The sequence below is a fragment of the Actinomadura sp. NEAU-AAG7 genome, from assembly GCF_018603865.1.
Classification (GTDB): domain Bacteria; phylum Actinomycetota; class Actinomycetes; order Streptosporangiales; family Streptosporangiaceae; genus Spirillospora; species Spirillospora litoris.
Genome location: NZ_JAHFZY010000003.1, coordinates 91,891 through 110,404, shown reverse-complemented (window position 1 = coordinate 110,404; position 18,514 = coordinate 91,891). Strand labels below are relative to the sequence as shown.

The following is an 18,514-nucleotide window of genomic DNA, read 5'->3' as shown; positions in this document are numbered from 1 at the left end:
TCCTCTGGTGTGGGACGGGGTGGGATGGGCCTCTCCACTTCAGTGGCGAGGTACGGCCGCTACGCCGCCGGTGGTGCGGATCACCGCGATGTCGCCCTCCCTGTCGGTGCGGTGGACCTGGGTATGGAGACCTTTCAGTAGGTCGAGGGCGAAGGCGGACGGGTGACCGTAGTCGTTCTGCGCGCCGACCGAGATGAGGGAGATCGAGGCGTGGGCGGCCGCCAGGAAGGCTGGGAGTTGGCTCCGGGAACCGTGGTGCGGAACCTTCAGGACCTGCACGTGCGGGACGTCCCCCAGCAGGGCCCGCTGGGCTTCGGTCTCGACGTCGCCGGCCAGGAGGGCGCTGAAGCCGGGCCTTCGCGCGACCAGGACGACGCTGGCGTTGTTGATGGTCGTGCCGTCGTCGCCCGGTATGAGAGCGGGGGCGGCGGCCCGGGGGCCGAGGATCGAGAGCGTGAGGTCACCGACCGTCCATTGCTGACCGGCGAGAGCGGAGCGAGGGGCGAGGCCGGACACGAGACGTGCCTCGCGGCCGGATGTGCGCGGGGTCGTCAGGATCTCGCGGACGGCGCGGCCGTGACGGACGCCGGACGTGCCGTTGATGTGGTCGGCATGCGGGTGGGTCAGGATGAGCAACGGAACGTCCCGGACGCCGAGGCGCCGCAGACAGGCGTCGACCGGGGCGGGGTCCGGACCGGTGTCCACGACGACGGCCTGCCCTGGACCGGCGGCCAAGGCCAGGGCGTCGCCCTGACCGACGTCGCACGCGACCATCTGCCAGCCTGGCGGCGGCCAGGCCGGAGCCAGGACGCGGAGGGCGACGACGGCGACCAGTACCCCGGCCATGGCCGCGGCCGCGATGAGGCGGAGCCGACGGCTGCGCAGGATCAGGACGGCGACACCGCCGGCGAGCAGCACGGTGATGGCGCCGAAGCCGCCGGGCGTCCAGGGGATCGTGGCGTAGGGGAGGTGAGCGGCCGTTCTGGCGATCCAGGCGATCCAGCCGACGGCGAGGCCGGCGGGCCACACCAGGACGCGGGCGAGCGGCAGCGAGATGAGCGCGGTGACCGCCGCGAGGGCGCCGAGGAGCGTGGCGGGGGCCACGGCGGGTGCGGCCAGCAGGTTCGCGAACACTGATACGACGCCCAGCTCTCCGGAGAGCATCACCAGCACCGGAGCCACCGCCACTTCCGCGGCGGCCGTGACGGCGAGCGCGTCCGCGAGGGGACCGGGCAGCCGACGTGCGAGCCGTTCCCGCCAGGCGGGAGCCAGGACGAGCAGACCGGCGGTCGCCAGGACCGAGAGCGCGAACCCGTACGACCGCGCAAGCACAGGGTCGATCAGGACCAGCAGCAGGACGGCCGCGCCGAGGGCGGGCAGGCCATGGCGCTGCCGGCCGGTGAGCAGCGCGAGCAGGCCGATCAGCCCCATGACGGTCGCGCGCAGCACGCTCGGCTCCGGCCGTGCGACAACGACGAACGCGAACACCGCGAGCGCCGCGAGGGGCGGCGCCCGCCGCCCTCCGAGGCCCGCGAGACGGCAGAGGCCGAGCACCGCGCCGATGACGATGGCCAGGTTCGCACCGGACACCACCAGCAGATGTGTGAGACCGGCGGTCCTGAACTCCTCGGCGAGCCCCGGGTCCAGCCGGGAGGTGTCGCCGACGACCATGCCGGGCAGCACGCCGCGCTGGTCGGCGGGCAGCCGATCGACCGCCGCTCGGAGTCTGGCCCGGACATGCTCGGCGGCGCGCTGCGGAGCGGACGGCCTCCCGAGAACGGTGGGCGGGCCTCCGACGATCACAACCGCCGCAAGCAGCTCGGCCCTGCGCGGTGTTCGGAATCCGCCATGGAACCGCACGCGCTGGCCGGGGAGAAGGCGGAGCCAGCTGGGATCACCCGCGATCAGCAGCACCGGAACCCGCACTCTTGCGCGCGCCACCACTTCCACACGCGCCCGCAAGATGATGACGGGTCGGCGTTTGCCCGGTTTCGCCTTCGGGTCGCCCGTGATGACCGCGTCGGCCGTCGCCGAGCGTCCGGACCGGGCCAGGTCCCGAACCGGCCCCGTCTCGACGGCGCTCGACCGCAGCGCCACCCCGGCGGCGGAGGCCGCCGCGCACACGAGGGCCACCCCCACCAGCACCCGACGCGCCCGCAGCTCCCGCCAAGCGGGCAGCACCGCCAAGCGCCAGTCGAGCAGACGTCTGCGCCGTGGAGTTGGTTCGGCAGCGGGGCGGCCGCCCTCGTCCGCCCTATGGCGCCCCGAAGGCGGCCTGGGAACACGCCGACCCGGCCGCTGTCCGTTCCCCCCTCCCCCACTCGCGGCCTCCGGCACGTAGGGCCTGCCCGGCACGTGGCTCTCCGGCGGGGGCGAGCTCCAAGAGTCGCCCGGCTCTTCCAACGGGCCCGCCGAAGACCGCTCCGCCGACCGGCGTGCGTCGGCCCCGTCCGGTCGCTCTTCGCCCTCCACACCCCCGCTCGCGGTCTCCGGGCCGGGAGGAGTCTCCTGCGAAGGCGGGCACCAGGAGGGGTCACTCGACCCTTCCAGCGGGCCCCCGGAATACCGCCCCGCCGACCCGCCTGCGACGGACCCGTCCGGGCGCTCTTCGCTCTCCGCTGCTTCGCTCGGGGCCTCTGGGTGGAAGGGGGTGTCCGGTGGGGGTGGATGCCAGGGGTCGTCTGGACCCTGTATGGCGGCTGGTTCGTCAGTGTGGTGGGGCTGTGGTGGGACGTGCTCGGGAGGGGGTGGGGCGAGGCGGGACGGCGGTGCGGCCGAGGGGGTTGTTGAGGGGCGGGCGGGGAGTGTGGGTTCTTGCTGGGTGGTGGTTGGTTCTGGGTGCTGGGGTGAGTGGGTTTGGCGGGGGTCGTGGGTGGCGAGGAGGTAGATGGCCGCGAGAGCCGCCAGGGCCGCCAGCGTGTAGATGAGCGCCGGAGGAAGGCCGATGGTGAGGGCGGCCGTGAGCCAGGTGGCCAGGGCCGGGGCGATCAGGCGGAGGTCGGCGGTCCTCATACGCGGACCATCGCTTTGAGGTCGGCGAAGCGGCGGGCTCCGATGCCGTTGACCTCCTGGAGCTGATCGACGGAGCGGAAGCCGCCCTGCTGCGTCCGGTAGGCGATGATGCGCTGCGCCAGGACGGGGCCGACGCCGGGTAGCTGGTCGAGTTGTTCGACGGTCGCGGTGTTCAGGTCGATGGGCGTGCTCCCCGGCGTGCCGGGAGAGGTCGTGGGAACCGATGGGGCGGCCTCGGGGGTGGTCGTGCGGATGCCGACCGGGATCTGCTCCCCGTCGACGACCTTGCGGGCGAGGTTGAGCGAACCCGTTCCCGCGCCCGGCCGGACCCCGCCCGCAGCCTTGATCGCCTCGGCGACGCGGGAGCCGGAGGGCAACGTGATCACGCCGGGATGGCGGACCTTGCCGAGGACGTGGACGGTCACCGTGGAGGGCGCCGTCCCTGCCACCGGGGTGGTCGGGGGTTCGGTCACGGCGGTGGGCGCGGACGGGGCGCCCGACAGGGAGGCCGTCGCCATCGAGGACGCGGAGGCGGCCTGCGGGCGCGGGCGGGCCAGCCAGAGGTAGCCGACGGCGACGAGGGCCGCGACCACCGCGACGACGACGATGACGCGGATGTGGGAGCGCTCGGGGCCGGCTCGTAACCGGGCGGCGGGCGGTTCGTCCGGCGGGTCGGCGGCGATCTTCAAACGCTCGCGGGGGGACCGTTGACGGTCCTGATCACTGGCTCTCATGCGTCCGACGCTAGGGGCGGGCGCGAGGGGCTTGGAAGAGCAGCGGGGAATTGTGGATAACTCTCCGCGACCGCATGGATCGGCACCGTCGTCGATGTCCGCCGCTACGGCAGGGACCGGTGCCCACGTTGTCGAGGGCCACGGGGAGGCGCCGGGTCGCGGGTGCTCGTCAGTGCGACGGGTGGGTCAGGGCTGGACGGGGGTGCCGCCTCGCCAGACGCGGAGGGCTCGGAGGCCGAAGGCCCAGGCGAACGCGCCCTCGTGGTCGGCGTCCCACAGGACGATGTCGGCGAGCATGCCCGGGGCCAGGGACCCGCGGTCGCCCACGCGCAGGGCGGCGGCTCCGCCGAGGGTGGCGGCGCGGAGGGCCTCGGTGACGCTGAGGCCGAACATGGCGACGGACAGGCCGATGACGAGCGGCATGGAGGTGATGCCGCACTGGCCCGGGTTGTGGTCGGTGCCGAGGGCGACGGTGACGCCGCGGTCGATCATCTGCCGGACGGGTGCCGGGGCGCGGCTGCTGTTGAGGGCGCTGCCGGGGCAGACGGTGGCGGTGACGCCGGCGTGGGCGAGGGCCTTGATGTCGTCGTCGTTGGCCTGGGTGAGCAGGTCGGCGGAGGCGCAGCCGACCTCGGCGGCGACCTGTGCGGCGCCGACGCGCTCGTTGGCGCAGGCGTGCATGCGGGCCTTGAGGCCGGCGCGCTTGCCGGTGAGCAGCAGGGCGCGGGCCTCCTCGGCGGTGAAGTGGCCCTCGTCGCAGTAGACGTCGATGCTGTCGGCGCCCGCGACGGCGGCGTCGCCCGCCCAGAGGCGGACGGCCTCGATGTAGTCGCGGCGGCGGCCGAAGAACTCGGGCGGCAGGATGTGCGCGGCGAGGAAGGTCGCGTGGATGCGCGGCATGGACGGCTCGCCCTCAAGGGAGCGCAGCATCCGGATGTCGGCGAGTTCGCCGTCGCGGGTGAGGTGGTAGCCGGTCTTGGCCTCGACGGTGGTGGTTCCGGCGAGGATCCACTGGCGGAGGCGCTCGCGGACGCCGTTGCACAGCGTCCAGGGGTCGGTGCCCCGGGTCACGGTGACGGTGGAGTTGACGCCGCCGCCCGCCGCCGCGATGGCGGAGTGGGACGAGCCGCTGGTGCGCATGGCGAGTTCGGCCCAGCGGTTGCCCGCGTAGACCGGGTGGGAGTGCGCGTCGATGAGGCCGGGGGTGACCAGGCCGCCGCCGAGGTTCTCCACGTGGTCGACGTCGACGATGTCGTCGATGACGCCGGGGACGCTCTGCGGCAGTTCGGACGCGGGGCCCGCCCAGACGATGTGGTCGTCGTGGATGAGCACGGCGGCGTTGCTGCAGACGTCGGTGCCCGTCCAGAGCCTGCCGATGTTCGTCAACAGCCGTACCGTCATCGGGTCACCGACCTGGGTGGAGCGAGGCGCCGCGGGGCGCTGTGGCGGACGCCGCGGAAGGGCGTCCCGGGTGGCCGTCGGGGCCCGCAGCCCGGGTGGGGCGCGGTGCGCCGCTTGCTCTCGTGCCGGTGCGGGGACGTGCCATGGAGTGGGCCACCTGCTCTCGATCCGAAACGCCGACTGGGTGCCGGCGAATCACCGCTGGAGGGTCGGGTGGTCGTGGGACCACCGCTGGCAACGAGACCGGAGATATCGGTTTCGTCACGGTAGTGCACTGAAGGCCCGTCCGACAACCTCTGGTCGTACCGCATCGACAGCCATCACCCCAGCCCCTTAGCTCTACGACCGTACGGAATCCAACGGCACCGTCAAGCCAAATGGAGAAGCTGTCACCGTTCAGCGACCAGGACGAGGCGTCGACCCGCTTTCGGACGCGTCCGAAAGCGGGTTACGGTCCTTTGGTCTGACCTGGGGCGACCGTCAGACGGTCGGAGCCAGAACCTCGTAGGGGGACAGCTCCCCGGCGAGGTCGCCCGGCACCCGGGCATGCAGCATAGTGCCCTCGGCGACATGTTCCTGCTTCAACACCTCGCCGCGCTCGTGCACCTGCGCGACGAGGGCGCCGCGGTCGTAGGGCACCAGCGCGTGGAGCTCGCTCTCCAGGCCGGGCAGGGCGGCCTCCACCGCCGCGCGCAGCTCCTCGATGCCGAGGCCGGTGCGGGCGGAGATGACGACGCTGTGCGGCTCGCGGCGCTGGAGGCGGGCGAGGGCCAGCTCGTCGGCGGCGTCGGCCTTGTTGATGACGACCAGCTCGGGGATGTCGGCGGCGCCGATCTCGCGCAGCACCTCGCGGACCGCGTCGAGCTGCGCCTCGGGGTCGGGGTCGGAGCCGTCCACGACGTGCAGGACGAGCCCGGCGTCGGTGACCTCCTCCAGCGTCGAGCGGAACGCCTCGACGAGCTGGTGCGGCAGGTGCCGGACGAACCCGACCGTGTCGGCGAGCGTGTAGGCGCGGCCGCCGGGCGTCTCGGCGCGCCGGACGGTGGGGTCGAGGGTGGCGAACAGCGCGTTCTCCACCAGGACCCCGGCGCCGGTGAGCCGGTTGAGCAGGGACGACTTGCCGGCGTTGGTGTAGCCGGCGATGGCGACGGCGGGCACGGCGTTGCGGCGGCGCTCGCCGCGCTTGGTGTCGCGCGCCTTGGACATCTCGGCGATCTGGCGGCGCAGCTTGGCCATCCGGGTGCGGATCCGGCGCCGGTCCAGCTCGATCTTGGTCTCGCCGGGGCCGCGGCCGCCGATGCCGACGCCGCCCGCGGCGCGCCCGCCGACCTGCCGGGACAGGTTCCCGCCCCAGCCGCGCAGGCGCGGCAGGAGGTAGTTGAGCTGGGCGAGCTCCACCTGGGCCTTGCCCTCGCGGCTCTTGGCGTGCTGGGCGAAGATGTCGAGGATCAGCGCGGTCCGGTCGATGACCTTGACCTGGACGGTCTCCTCCAGGTGCCGGAGCTGGCTCGGCGCCAGCTCGCCGTCGCAGATGACGGTGTCGGCGCCGGTGGAGATGACGATGTCGCGCAGTTCGGCCGCCTTGCCGGAGCCGATGTAGGTCGCGGGGTCGGGACGGGACCGGCGCTGGACGAGGCCCTCCAGGACCTCCGAGCCCGCGGTCTCGGCGAGGAGCGCGAGTTCGCGCAGGGAGTTCTCGGCCGTCTCGGCCGTGCCCTCGGTCCACACGCCGACGAGGACGACCCGCTCCAGCCGCAGCGCGCGGTACTCGACCTCGGTGACGTCGGTCAGCTCGGTGGACAGCCCGGCGACGCGTCGCAGGGCCTTCCGGTCCTCAAGGTCGAGTTCGCCCGTCATGGGCTCGAAGTCGATCTCGTCCGGTGTCTGGTCTGCAGAAAAAGGTTGAGTCATATGTCCTCGGTTGAACGCCGCGGCGCGGCTTTATCTTCCCCGCGATCGTCTCACGGCCCGCAGGGGCGGTCACGCGAATATCACCCCGGGTTGGCGCGGGCGCGCACGGGCAGGCCATGCGGGCGGGACGGGCACGACAGGAGTGCGGCCCCGCGTGGACCCGCCCCGACGTGGACGCGTAGCATTCTCCACAAGACAGAAGTTGAATTTCGCTAGACGAAAGGTCGCGCCGATGGCTGGACTGGAAGGCATCGAGGTGACCGGGCCCCTCGGGGACCGGTACGAGGAGATCCTGACGCCCGAGGCGCTCGGCCTGCTCGCCCTCCTGCAGCGCGAGTTCGGCGCGCGGCGCGCGGAGCTGCTCGCGGCCCGGGCCGAGCGGCAGCGCGGGCTGTCCGAGGGCGGGACGCTGGACTTCCTGCCCGAGACCGCGTCCGTGCGGGAGGACGACTCCTGGCGTGTCGCCGAGCCCGCGCCGGGCCTGGTGGACCGCCGCGTCGAGATCACCGGCCCGACCGACCGGAAGATGACCATCAACGCGCTCAACTCGGGCGCGAAGGTGTGGCTGGCCGACTTCGAGGACGCCAACACCCCGCTCTGGACCAACATGGTCGAGGGCCAGCTCAACCTCAGGGACGCCCTGGACCGCACCCTCGACTTCACCGACGCGCGGACCGGCAGGTCCTACGCGCTCAAGGACGACGCGGAGCTCGCGACCATCGTCGTCCGGCCGCGCGGGTGGCACATGGAGGAGAAGCACGTCCTCGTGGACGGCGAGCCCGTGTCCGGGTCGCTCTTCGACTTCGGCCTGTACTTCTTTCACAGCGCGCGCAGGCAGATCGCCAAGGGGAAGGGCCCCTACTTCTACCTGCCGAAGATGGAGGGCCACCTGGAGGCGCGGCTCTGGAACGACGTCTTCGACCTCGCGCAGGACACGCTGGGGATCCCGCGCGGGACGATCCGCGCGACGGTGCTCATCGAGACGATCCCGGCCGCGTTCGAGATGGAGGAGATCCTCTACGAGCTGCGCGACCACTCGGCGGGCCTGAACGCGGGCCGCTGGGACTACCTGTTCTCGGTGATCAAGAAGTTCCGGGACCGGGGCGCCGGGTTCGTGCTGCCGGAGCGGAACGCGATCACGATGACGGCGCCGTTCATGCGCGCCTACACCGAGCTGCTCGTCCGGACGTGCCACAAACGCGGCGCGCACGCGATCGGCGGCATGGCGGCGTTCATCCCGTCCCGGCGGGACGAGGAGGTCAACAAGGTCGCGCTGGAGAAGGTGCGGGCGGACAAGACCCGCGAGTCCGGCGACGGCTTCGACGGGTCGTGGGTCGCCCACCCCGACCTCGTGCCGGTGTGCCGGGAGGTGTTCGACGGCGTGCTCGGCGACCGGCCGAACCAGCGCGACCGGCTCCGCGAGGACGTGCGGGTCTCCGCGTCCGACCTGCTGAACGTCGCGGCGACCCCCGGCGACATCACCGAGGCGGGCCTGCGCAACAACATCGACGTGGCGCTGCGGTACCTCGCGACGTGGCTGGACGGCGCGGGCGCGGTCGCCATCCACAACCTGATGGAGGACGCGGCGACGGCCGAGATCTCCCGTTCGCAGGTGTGGCAGTGGATCTACAACGGGATCTCGCTGAAGGACGGCCCGAAGGTCACCAAGGAGCTGGTGGGGCGGATCCTGGAGGAGGAGCTGGCCGGTATCCGCGCCGAACTCGGCGAGGCGTTCAACGAGCCCCGCTACAACCAGGCCGTGGCCCTGTTCAAGGAAGTGACCCTGGCCGATGAGTACGCGGAGTTCCTCACCACCCCCGCCTACGAGCGCATGGAGTGACCCCAGGGAATGAGGTGGCTCCTGTGGGGCGTGACTTCCGAGGGCCTTCCTGTAGGTGAGACGGACCTTGCGGGCGTTCCAGGCTCGGGAGGAAGGTGAAAGCGATGGAAACGGAACTCCAGGCGCTCGCCCTGCGCCTTGAAGCGCTGCTCGGGCCGGGCCAGGTCATCACCGACCCGGTGCGGTTGCGGACGTATGAGTGCGACGGGCTGACCAACCATCGCGCGTCCCCCGGGATCGTGGTCCTGCCCGACACGGCCGAGCAGATCGCCGCGATCGTGCGGGAGTGCGCGTCCGAGGGCGTTCCGTATGTGGCGCGTGGCTCGGGGACGGGCCTGTCCGGGGGCGCCCTGCCGCGCGCGGACGGCGTCCTCATCGTGACCTCCAGGATGCGCAGGATCCTGGAGGTCGACGTGGCGAACCAGCGCGCGGTGGTCGAGCCCGGCGTCATCAACCTGGACGTCACCCGCGCGGCCCGTCCGCAGGGGTACTACTTCGCGCCGGACCCGTCGAGCCAGCAGATCTGCTCGGTCGGCGGGAACGTCGCGGAGAACTCGGGCGGCGCGCACTGCCTGAAGTACGGTTTCACCGCGCACCACGTGCTCGCCTGCGAGGTCGTCACCCCGGACGGCGAGCTGGTGGAGCTCTGCGCGGACGACCCCGGATACGACCTGCTGGGCGTGTTCGTCGGGGCGGAGGGCACGCTCGGCATCACCACCAAGATCACGGTGCGGCTGACGCGGGTGCCCGAGACCGTCGAGACGCTGCTGGCCGCGTTCGACTCGATCGAGGCGGGCGGCGCGGCGGTGTCGGCGATCATCGCGGCGGGGGTGGTCCCGGCGGCGATCGAGATGATGGACGCGCTGTCGATCGAGGCGGCCGAGGCGGCGGTGCGCTGCGAGTACCCGCCCGGCGCGGGCGCGGTGCTGATCGTCGAGCTGGACGGCCCCGAGCCGGAGGTCGCGGCCCAGTTCGCCGAGGTGGAGCGGCTGTGCCGGGACGCGGGCGCGTTCGAGATCCGGATCGCGGCGGGCGAGGCCGAGCGGGCGCTGATCTGGAAGGGCCGCAAGTCGGCGTTCGCGGCGGTGGGGCGGATCAGCCCGGCCTACATCGTCCAGGACGGCGTGATCCCCCGTACGTCGCTCCCCCGGGTCCTCGCCCGGATCGACGCGCTGTCGGCGGAGTCCGGCGTGCGGGTGGCGAACGTCTTCCACGCGGGCGACGGCAACCTGCACCCGCTGGTGCTGTTCGACGACGCCGAACCCGGCGCGGAGGAACGCGCGGAAGCGGTGTCCGGCGCGATCCTCGACCTGTGCATCGAGCACGGCGGTTCCATCACGGGCGAGCACGGCGTCGGCGTGGACAAGGCCCGGTACATGCCGCGCATGTTCACCGACACCGACCTGGACACCATGCAGATGGTCCGCTGCGGCTTCGACCCCGCGGGGCTGTGCAACCCGGGCAAGGTCTTCCCCACCCCGCGCATGTGCGGGGAGGTCCCCGGTGTGCGCAAGGGCCCGCACCCGTACGAGGGAAAGGCGGACATCTTCTGATGCGGCCTCTGGACGCCTTGGCGAAGGTCTGCGGCGACGTCCGTCCGGGCGAGCCCGCGGAGGGTGTGCTCGGGGTGGAGCCCGCGCTGGTCGCGGCGCCCAAGGACGTCGCCGAGGCGGCCGACGTCATGCGCGTCGCGGCGGAGGCGGGGCTCGCCGTCGTCCCGCGCGGCGCGGAGACCCGCCTGGACTGGGGGGCGCCCCCCGAACGGTGCGATCTGCTGGTCGACACCCACCGGCTGGACGCCGTGGTGGAGCACGTGTCCGGTGACCTGGTGGTGAAGGCGCAGGCGGGGCTGCCCATGGAACGGCTCGGCGAGGTGCTGGCGGAGAAGGGCCAGCGGCTGGCGCTGGACGTGCCGCTCCCCGGCTCAACGGTCGGCGGCACGATCGCCACGGGCGCCGCCGGGCCGCTCCGGTTCCAGTACGGGACGCCGCGGGACCTGGTCATCGGGCTCACGGTCGTCCGGGCGGACGGCCGGGTCGCGCGTTCGGGCGGCAAGGTCGTCAAGAACGTCGCGGGCTACGACCTGGGACGGTTGTTCTGCGGCTCCTACGGGACGCTGGGGCTGATCGTGGACGCGACGTTCCGCCTGCATCCCGTGCCGACCGCGCATGCCTGGGTGTCGTCCCCCGTCGGAGACGCGGGAGAGGCGTACGAGGCCGTCCAGGGCGTCCTGCATTCCGCCGTGGCACCGGCGGCCGTCGAGTACACCGGCCCTGGGACGGTCACCGTCCTCCTGGAAGGCGTCCCGGACGGGGTCGCCGCGCGCGTGGGGCAGACCGTCGCCCTGCTCGGCGACGGAACCCAGGTGTCGGAGGTCGCTCCAGACGGATGGGGCCTCTACCCGGAGGGGAACACCCTCATCGACGTGACCGCCCCGCCCACCGCACTCCCCCACCTGCTCACCGCCGCGGACGGGCCGACCGTGACGTGGAGCGGCAGGGGACACGGCCACGTCGGGCTCCCCGGTGACATGTCCCCTAGCGGCGTGGCCGAATTCCTGCGCGCCCTCCGCGCGGCCCTGACCCCGCACAAGGGCACCGCCGTCGTCCGCTATGCGCCGCGTGAGGTTCGCGGTGACATCGACTTCTGGGGCCCGCTCCCGGCCCTCGCGCTCATGCGGCGCGTCAAGGACCAGTTCGATCCCGATCACCGGCTGTCCCCCGGCCGGTTCGTGGGAGGTATCTGATGAGTGCCGACAACGACCTCCCGAAGCTGCTCGACGACTGCGTGCACTGCGGCTTCTGCCTGCCGACGTGCCCGACGTACGTGCTGTGGGGCGAGGAGATGGACTCCCCCAGGGGCCGGATCCACCTCATGGCGCAGCACGAGGAGGGCGCGCCGCTCAGCGGGCCGATGGTCGAGCACTTCGACCGGTGCCTGGGGTGCATGGCGTGCGTGACGGCCTGCCCGTCCGGCGTGCAGTACGACCGGCTCATCGAGATGACCCGCGCGGAGGTGGAGCGCGAGCATCCCCGGCCGTTCCAGGAGCGGGTCATACGCGAGGCGATTTTCCGGCTGTTCCCCTACCGGCGGCGGCTCCGCGCGCTGCGCGGGCCGCTGCGCGCGTACCAGAGGACCGGGCTGGACCGGCTCGTCCGCCGCACGGGCCTCCTGGAACGGCTCTCACCGTCGCTGGCGGCGATGGAGCGGCTCGCCCCGCCCCTCGGCAGGGCCCCCCGGCTCCCGGAGCGCGTCGGGGCGCGTGGAGGGCGCCGCGCCACGGTCGGGATGCTGACCGGCTGCGTGCAGAGCGAGTTCTTCCCGGGCGTCAACGCGGCCACGGCGCGCGTGCTCGCGCTGGAGGGCTGCGACGTGGTGATCCCCAGGGCGCAGGGCTGCTGCGGCGCCCTGTCGCTGCACGCGGGCCGCGAGGAGGAGGCGCGCGCGTTCGCCCGCCGGACGGTCGCGACGTTCGAGCACGTCGACGTCATCGTGGTGAACGCGGCGGGCTGCGGGTCGGCGATGAAGGAGTACGAGGCGCTGCTCGCCGCCGACCCGGCCTGGTCGCGGCGCGCGGCGGCGCTCGCCGGCCGGACCCGGGACCTGGCGGAGTTCCTCGTCGAGCTGGGCCCGCGCGCCGAGCGCCATCCGCTGCCGGTCACGCTCGCCTACCACGACGCCTGCCACCTCTCGCACGCCCAGGGCATCCGCAGCCAGCCCCGCGCGCTGCTGGCAGCCGTCCCGGAGCTGAAGGTCCGGGAGATCGCCGACCCCGAGATCTGCTGCGGCTCGGCGGGAACCTACAACCTGCTGCAACCGGAGGCCGCCGCCGAGCTGGGCGAGCGCAAGGCGGTGAACGTGGACGCGACCGGAGCCGAACTACTGGTGGCGGCCAACCCCGGCTGCTCCATGCAGATCGCCACCGCACTGCGGCGGCGCGGCACGGACATCGCGGTCGCGCACACCGCCCAGGTGCTCGACGCGTCCCTGCGCGGGCTCGGCCGCGAGGCCCTCGTGAAGCACGGTTCGTAGGGGGCTGACCGGTTCTTTCAGCCGTATCCCGGTCGGTGGGCGCCCTCCGGCCACCGATCCGGTCGTCGGGTAGGGTGGCTGGCTCCGGCGGAGGCCCTGCTCAACGGACGGACGGCGGACGCTGGCCGAGCCCGCCGAAAAGGCCCGAGGAACACGGAACGACCATGCACGACGACCAGCGGCCCCGGCACGGGCGACCGCCGACCGGCCCCTACCACCACGACCACCCCCACGACCGAACGCCCTACGGACACCGGTCGCATCGCCCTCGCTCGCACCGGCGCCGCAGGAGCGGCGGCGTGGGGCGGCTCGGCCTCGCCGGGGCCGTGACGGGGGCCGTGACGGGGGCCGTGGGCATCGCCGCCGTCGCCGCCGGGATCGTCCTCCTCCGGCCGGACTCCGGCTCCGGCGGCCCGTCCGGCGAACCGTCGCTCGCCGGTGAGGGCGGTTCGGGCGTCCGGATCGCCGCGGTGCCCGCGCCCGAGGCCGGGCCTCCGCTGAACGTCACCACTCCGGAGGGGTACGGCTACAGCCTCGCGGCCATCAGGGCGGGGACGGACCGGCAGCCGCTGGGCGCCACCCAGGCCCCGCCCTCCGGGACGACCTACGCCTACGCCGACTACGTGCTGACCAACAACGGGCGGCGTCCCGTCCTGCTGGACTTCCCCGTGGACCTGTTCATGCCGAAGGCCGGGATTCCCGCGTCCGCGCGGGAGCGGTGCATGCCGCAGGCCGGGATTCCGGACGACATGTGCACGCTCCCCAACCACAGCAAGGTGACGGGACGGATCAACGGCGCCAAGCCGCCGGCGGAGGACGAGGGCACCACGATGGTCCCGGCGGGCGCCTCCTACGTCGTGCGGATCGCCTCCGACCTGCCCGTCGAGGACGGCGTGTCCTCCGGCGATCTGCGGCTCTACGTGTGGAGCGCCCGGTTCACGAGCGACCGCAACGGCATCGGCCTCGCCTTCCCCTGACCGCCGTCAACGGTCCCGCCGCCGACCCGTGAAACCGATGTCCTCGTACGCCGGTTCGGCGAATCCGCCGGCCCCCAGATTGGCGAGGTCCGCGCGCGCGGCGACGATCTGCGGGCGCTGGTACAGCGGCAGGACGTAGGCCTCGTGCCAGATCAGCCGGTCGGCCGCGTTCACCAGCGCGTAGGCCCGCGCCGGGTCGACCTCGGCCACCGCGCGGTCCATGGCGGCGTCGATGGCCGCCGTTCCCGCGCGCGAGTAGTTCTGCTGTATGCGGTCGCCGTGCGGGCGCGCGAACACCGATTTCATGGGTGAGACGGGGAACGAGGTCCCGAGCCAGGAGAACGGCACGATGTCGAAGCGCCCCGGCGTCACGTACCGGTCGAAGACGTCGTCGTCGGGGACGAGTTGGATGTCCACCCGGACGCCGACGCGTTCGAGCAGCGCACGCGTCAACTCCCCTTCCTGCTTCCCGCCCGGCACCCCGGACGGGACGACGAAACGCAGCGCCAGGACCCGGCCGCCCTTGGCCCGGTATTTGCCGTGGGATCGCCAGCCCGCCTGTTCCAGGAGGCTTTCGGCACGCGCTGGGTCGTAGCCGCCGAGTTCAGCGGAGTTGTCCTGGTAGCCGTCCTGGGTGTTGACGTAGAAATGGTTTCCGAGCGTCTGGAGCGGGACGCCCAGCCCGGAGAGGTCGGAACGCGCGATGGCGCGCCGGTCGATGCCCAGCATCACCGCGCGGCGCACATTCGGATCGGAGAGGATCGGCCCCGCCGCGTTGAACGTGAAATGCCGCCAGTCGGGCCCGCCCGCACGGCGCACGGCCGCGCCCGGCACCCGCTCGGCCCGGCGCAGCGCGCCCGGATCCAGGCCGATGTCCATCAGGTCGATCTCGTCGTTGGCGAACGCGCCCGGCATCGCGCTGCCGTCGAGGGTGCGGTAGACGATCCGGTCGAGTTTCGCGGGCGCGCCCCACCAGGCGGGGTCGCGCACCATCGTGACCGTCTTGGCGGTCTGGTCGATTCCCTGGAGTTTGAAGGGGCCCGCCGTGAGGGGCAGGCGGTCGAGCCACCCGGTGTTGAACGCGGCGGGGCTGGAATAGGCGGCCGCCGGATAGAGCGGGCTGAACAGGCTCCGCCAGTCCGCGTAGGTTCCGTCGAAGGTGACGATGACGACGTTGCCGCGCGTCCCGCGCTCGATGCGGCTGATCTGCTTGTAGCCGGTGACGGTCGAGACCTGGAAACGCGGGTCCCGGCCGGAGAGGGCGTGAGCCTGCGCGACGAAGTCGGCGTAGCCGAGGGGGGTGCCGTCCGACCATTTCGCCTTGGGGTTCAGCTCGTAGGTGACGGTCTGGCCGTGCTCGGTGCGTTCCAGTGTCGCCGCTCGCAGATAGGCGGGCACGGGATGCGGCATGGCTTTCTCGTCGGCGCGCATGAGGTAGGGCAACGCGCCTTGGATGACGTGCTCGACGACGCCTCTCGTCCCGTTGACGTGGTTGAAGTTCCACTGGGACGGAAACTCGGGCAGGGGCCAGTGCAGCGTCCCGCCGTTGCGGACACGGTCGCGCGGAAGGGGGTTCACGTCGGACGCGGGCAGCCGCCCGGCCGCCGCCGTCGCCCCCCCGCCCGCCGTCCCGCACCCCCCGCTTACCAGCACCGTGGCCAGGAGAAGGATCGCGGCGGCCACCGCGCGTGCGCGCTCCGGCGCCCTCACAGCTCGACCTTCGCGCCGATGAGCGGGTGGTGGCACGCGACCGACCGGTCGGCGTCGTGACCGACCGCTCGGGGCCTCGGGTCGTGCTCGTCGCAGAGGCGGCTCTCCACCGCGTCGAGCGCGGTGTAGCGAGGGCAGCGCGAACGGAACCGGCAGCCCGGGGGCGGGTCGGTCGGGTCCGGCGGGTCCCCTTGCAGCGGGACGCGGCGCCGGCGCCGCTCCAGGAAGGGGTCCGGGAGCGGTACGGCGTCCAGGAGGGCGCGCGTGTACGGGTGGGCCGGCGCCCCGTAGACCTCGTCCACGGAGCCGATCTCCACGATGCGCCCCAGATGCATGACGGCGACCCGGTCGGCGATGCGCCGGACGACCGCCAGGTCGTGCGCCACGAACAGGTAGGCGAGGCCCAGCCGGGCGCGGAGTTCTTCCAGCAGGTCCATGACACCGGCCTGTACGGAGACGTCCAGGGAGGCGACGGGCTCGTCCAGCAGGAGCAGGCGCGGTTCCAGGGCGAGGGCGCGGGCGATGCCCACGCGCTGCCGCTGCCCGCCCGACAGCCCGTGCGGGTAGCGGCCCGCGTGGGCGGGCTCCAGGCCCACGAGGTCCAGCAGCTCCTCCACGCGGCGTCCGATCGGCAGGCCGTGCGTGGTCAGGGGCTCGGCGAGGATGTCGGCGACGCGCATGCGCGGGTCCAGCGAGGTGAACGGGTCCTGGAAGACGACCTGGACGTCGCGGCGCAGCGCCTTGCGCCGGGCGGGGGACAGCGCGGCCGTGTCCTCGCCGAGGACGGCGACGCGCCCCCGCTGCGGGCGCGCCAGCCGCAGGATCTCCATCAGCGCCGTGGTCTTGCCGCAGCCCGACTCCCCGACCAGGGCGAGCGTCTCGCCCTCCCGGACGTCGAACCCGACGCCGTCGACGGCGTGCACGCTGCCCGCTCGGCGCCGCAGCAGCGCGCCCCGGTACACGGGGTGGTGGCGGACGAGATCGGCCACCTCAAGGACGATGGGGCGCTCCCGCCGGGGCCTGCGCGCCGGCGGCGGGACCGCGACGTCGGGCACCGGGAACACCGCGGCCGGGTCGGCGGTCGCGGACGTGTTCACGCACGCGGCCACATGCCCGCCCGGCCCGACCAGGATCGGCTCGGGCTCGGCGGCGGCGCACGCGGCGTCCGCGACCGGGCAGCGCGGCAGGAACGGGCACCGGGCGGGCGGCGGCGCCGCGCCGGACGGCGGGCCCTCGATGGGCGCCCGGCGGCCCCGCGCCGCCCCCTCCCCGGCCGGGCCGTCGACGCGCGGGAGCGACTGGAGCAGCCCGATCGTGTACGGCATGCGGGGGCGCCGGTAGATCTCGTCCACCGGGCCCGACTCCACGGCGCGTCCGGCGTACATCACCATGACCCGGTCGGCGAACCCGGCGACGACGGCGAGGTCGTGGGTGATCAGGACGATCGCGGCGCCGGTGGCCTCCTTCGCGACCCGCAGCACGTCCAGGACCTGCGCCTGGATCGTGACGTCGAGCGCGGTGGTCGGCTCGTCCGCCAGGATCGCGACCGGGTCGTTGGCGATCGCCATCGCGATCATCACCCGCTGCCGCATGCCGCCGGAGAACTCGTGCGGGTAGGCGCGCGCCCGCCGGGCGGCGCCGGGGATGCCGACCAGGTCGAGCAGCTCGACGGCCCGCGCGCGCGCCGCCGCGCGGGTCGCGCCCGAGTGGATGCGGATCGTCTCGGCGATCTGGTCGCCCACCGCGTACACGGGCGTGAGCGCCGAGAGCGGGTCCTGGAACACCATGGCCAGGTCCTTGCCGCGCACCCTGGACAGCTCCCGGTCGGAGCGCCCGAGCAGCTCCTCGCCGCGCAGCCGGACCGACCCGGACGTCCGGGTCCCCTCCGGGAGCAGGCCCATCACGGCGAGGGCCAGCGCGGTCTTGCCGGAGCCCGACTCGCCGACGATCCCGAGGACCTCGCCCTGCCCGACGCTGAGGCCGACCCCGCGCACGGCCTGGACGTCCGGCGCGAACCCCACCCGCAGGTCGGTGACCTCCAGGACGTTCACCGCCTGCCTCCTCTGGACGGCGACAACGGGTCGAGGACGTCGCGCAGCCCGTCCCCCAGCAGGTTCACCGCGAGGACGATCAGGACGAGCAGCCCGGCCGCGCACCCGAACGGCCACGGGTAGGTCGTCGCGGCGCCGCGCCCGTCGGCGATGAGCGTGCCGAGCGAGACGTCGGGCGCCCGGACGCCGATCCCGAGGAACGACAGCGCGCTCTCGGCGATGACCGCGACGCTGACGTTCACGCTCGCGTCCACGACCAGCAGCGACGCGAGCTGCGGGACGATGTGCCGGGCGATCAGCCGGGGCGTGCCCACCCCGAGGAAGCGGGCCGCCAGCACCGACTCCCGCTCCCGCACCGACAGCGTCATGGCGCGCACCGCCCGCGCGGTGACCATCCACAGGAACGCCGCGAGCAACGGCACCAGCAGGAGCCAGTGCCCGCCCAGGCGCGGCGACAGGACCGCCAGGACGAGCAGCGAGGGCAGCACCAGCAGCAGGTCGACGCCCCACATCAGGACGCGGTCGGTCCAGCCGCCCACGAACCCCGCGACGGTCCCGAAGAGGGCGGCGAGCCCGGTCGAGACCACGGCGACGGAGACCCCGATGAGCAGGGACTTCTGCGCGCCGCGCAGGGTGAGCGCGAACACGTCGCGGCCGCTCGGCGTCGTCCCGAACCAGTGCCGGGCGGACGGCCCCTGGCGGAACGCGGTGAAGTCGGTGTCGTCCCATCCCCAGGGCGACACCATCGGGCCGGCGATGGACAGGGAGAGCAGCAGGCCGAGGAGGACGCACCCGCAGAGGGCACGCCGGTTCCGCACGACCTTCCGTGCCAGGTGCCGACGGCGT

General features: G+C 73.3%; 12 protein-coding genes. 5 read left to right on the top strand and 7 right to left on the bottom strand.

Translation table 11 applies throughout. The features are described from left to right. Positions 1-39: 39 nt before the first annotated feature. The 4 genes from KLI87_RS15090 to hflX all read right to left on the bottom strand — a co-directional run bounded on the left by KLI87_RS15090 (position 40) and on the right by hflX (position 7,058). Positions 40-2,181: a ComEC/Rec2 family competence protein gene (locus KLI87_RS15090; protein ID WP_308166072.1), complete on the bottom strand. Its 2,142-nt coding sequence runs from the start codon at positions 2,179-2,181 to the stop codon at positions 40-42. Positions 2,182-3,008: 827 nt separating this feature from the next. Continuing rightward, on the bottom strand, positions 3,009-3,746 hold the full coding sequence (locus KLI87_RS15085) for a ComEA family DNA-binding protein (protein ID WP_214617599.1): 738 nt from the start codon (positions 3,744-3,746) through the stop codon (positions 3,009-3,011). Between the two features lie 186 nt (positions 3,747-3,932). After that, positions 3,933-5,147 carry an imidazolonepropionase gene (hutI, locus tag KLI87_RS15080; RefSeq protein WP_156219274.1) on the bottom strand — a complete coding sequence of 405 codons (1,215 nt, stop codon included), beginning with the start codon at positions 5,145-5,147 and terminating at the stop codon, positions 3,933-3,935. Between the two features lie 480 nt (positions 5,148-5,627). Further along, a complete protein-coding gene (gene hflX / locus KLI87_RS15075) occupies positions 5,628-7,058 on the bottom strand; it encodes a GTPase HflX (protein WP_156219273.1) in 1,431 nt (476 codons plus the stop codon). A 232-nt stretch (positions 7,059-7,290) separates the two neighbouring features. On the opposite strand from hflX, the gene aceB reads away from it, so the two are divergent. The 5 genes from aceB to KLI87_RS15050 all read left to right on the top strand — a co-directional run bounded on the left by aceB (position 7,291) and on the right by KLI87_RS15050 (position 13,907). Beyond that, complete coding sequence (aceB, locus tag KLI87_RS15070) at positions 7,291-8,898, top strand: malate synthase A (RefSeq protein WP_214617598.1); 1,608 nt, start codon at positions 7,291-7,293, stop codon at positions 8,896-8,898. A gap of 104 nt (positions 8,899-9,002) precedes the next feature. Continuing rightward, on the top strand, positions 9,003-10,451 hold the full coding sequence (locus KLI87_RS15065) for an FAD-linked oxidase C-terminal domain-containing protein (RefSeq protein ID WP_156219271.1): 1,449 nt from the start codon (positions 9,003-9,005) through the stop codon (positions 10,449-10,451). Continuing rightward, entirely contained in the window at positions 10,451-11,644 is a 1,194-nt protein-coding gene (locus tag KLI87_RS15060; protein WP_214617597.1) for an FAD-binding oxidoreductase, read from the top strand. The genes KLI87_RS15065 and KLI87_RS15060 overlap by 1 nt, the downstream gene beginning before the upstream one ends. Then, entirely contained in the window at positions 11,644-12,930 is a 1,287-nt protein-coding gene (locus tag KLI87_RS15055; RefSeq protein WP_156219269.1) for a (Fe-S)-binding protein, read from the top strand. The genes KLI87_RS15060 and KLI87_RS15055 overlap by 1 nt, the downstream gene beginning before the upstream one ends. Before the next feature lie 299 nt (positions 12,931-13,229). Beyond that, positions 13,230-13,907, top strand: coding sequence for a hypothetical protein (locus tag KLI87_RS15050; RefSeq protein WP_214617596.1), 678 nt, complete (start codon positions 13,230-13,232; stop codon positions 13,905-13,907). Between the two features lie 6 nt (positions 13,908-13,913). Here the strand turns inward: KLI87_RS15050 and KLI87_RS15045 are convergent, their stop codons facing one another. Genes KLI87_RS15045 through KLI87_RS15035 form a run of 3 tightly spaced genes read right to left on the bottom strand, consistent with a single transcriptional unit; the run spans position 13,914 to position 18,486 of the window. Beyond that, on the bottom strand, positions 13,914-15,617 hold the full coding sequence (locus KLI87_RS15045) for an ABC transporter family substrate-binding protein (RefSeq protein WP_308166016.1): 1,704 nt from the start codon (positions 15,615-15,617) through the stop codon (positions 13,914-13,916). Next, on the bottom strand, positions 15,614-17,668 hold the full coding sequence (locus KLI87_RS15040; RefSeq protein ID WP_214617595.1) for an ABC transporter ATP-binding protein: 2,055 nt from the start codon (positions 17,666-17,668) through the stop codon (positions 15,614-15,616). Before KLI87_RS15040 ends, KLI87_RS15045 begins: the two co-directional genes overlap by 4 nt. Next, a complete protein-coding gene (locus KLI87_RS15035) occupies positions 17,665-18,486 on the bottom strand; it encodes an ABC transporter permease (RefSeq protein ID WP_308166015.1) in 822 nt (273 codons plus the stop codon). The genes KLI87_RS15040 and KLI87_RS15035 overlap by 4 nt, the downstream gene beginning before the upstream one ends. Between the last annotated feature and the right edge of the window lie 28 nt (positions 18,487-18,514).

Excerpts from the sequence above, each read along its gene's own strand:
- KLI87_RS15065 (WP_156219271.1), top strand. The coding sequence starts at position 9,003 with ATGGAAACGGAACTCCAGGCGCTCGCCCTGCGCCTTGAAGCGCTGCTC.
- hutI (WP_156219274.1), bottom strand. The coding sequence starts at position 5,147 with ATGACGGTACGGCTGTTGACGAACATCGGCAGGCTCTGGACGGGCACC.
- KLI87_RS15085 (WP_214617599.1), bottom strand. The coding sequence starts at position 3,746 with ATGAGAGCCAGTGATCAGGACCGTCAACGGTCCCCCCGCGAGCGTTTG.
- aceB (WP_214617598.1), top strand. The coding sequence starts at position 7,291 with ATGGCTGGACTGGAAGGCATCGAGGTGACCGGGCCCCTCGGGGACCGG.
- hflX (WP_156219273.1), bottom strand. The coding sequence starts at position 7,058 with ATGACTCAACCTTTTTCTGCAGACCAGACACCGGACGAGATCGACTTC.
- KLI87_RS15055 (WP_156219269.1), top strand. The coding sequence starts at position 11,644 with ATGAGTGCCGACAACGACCTCCCGAAGCTGCTCGACGACTGCGTGCAC.
- KLI87_RS15060 (WP_214617597.1), top strand. The coding sequence starts at position 10,451 with ATGCGGCCTCTGGACGCCTTGGCGAAGGTCTGCGGCGACGTCCGTCCG.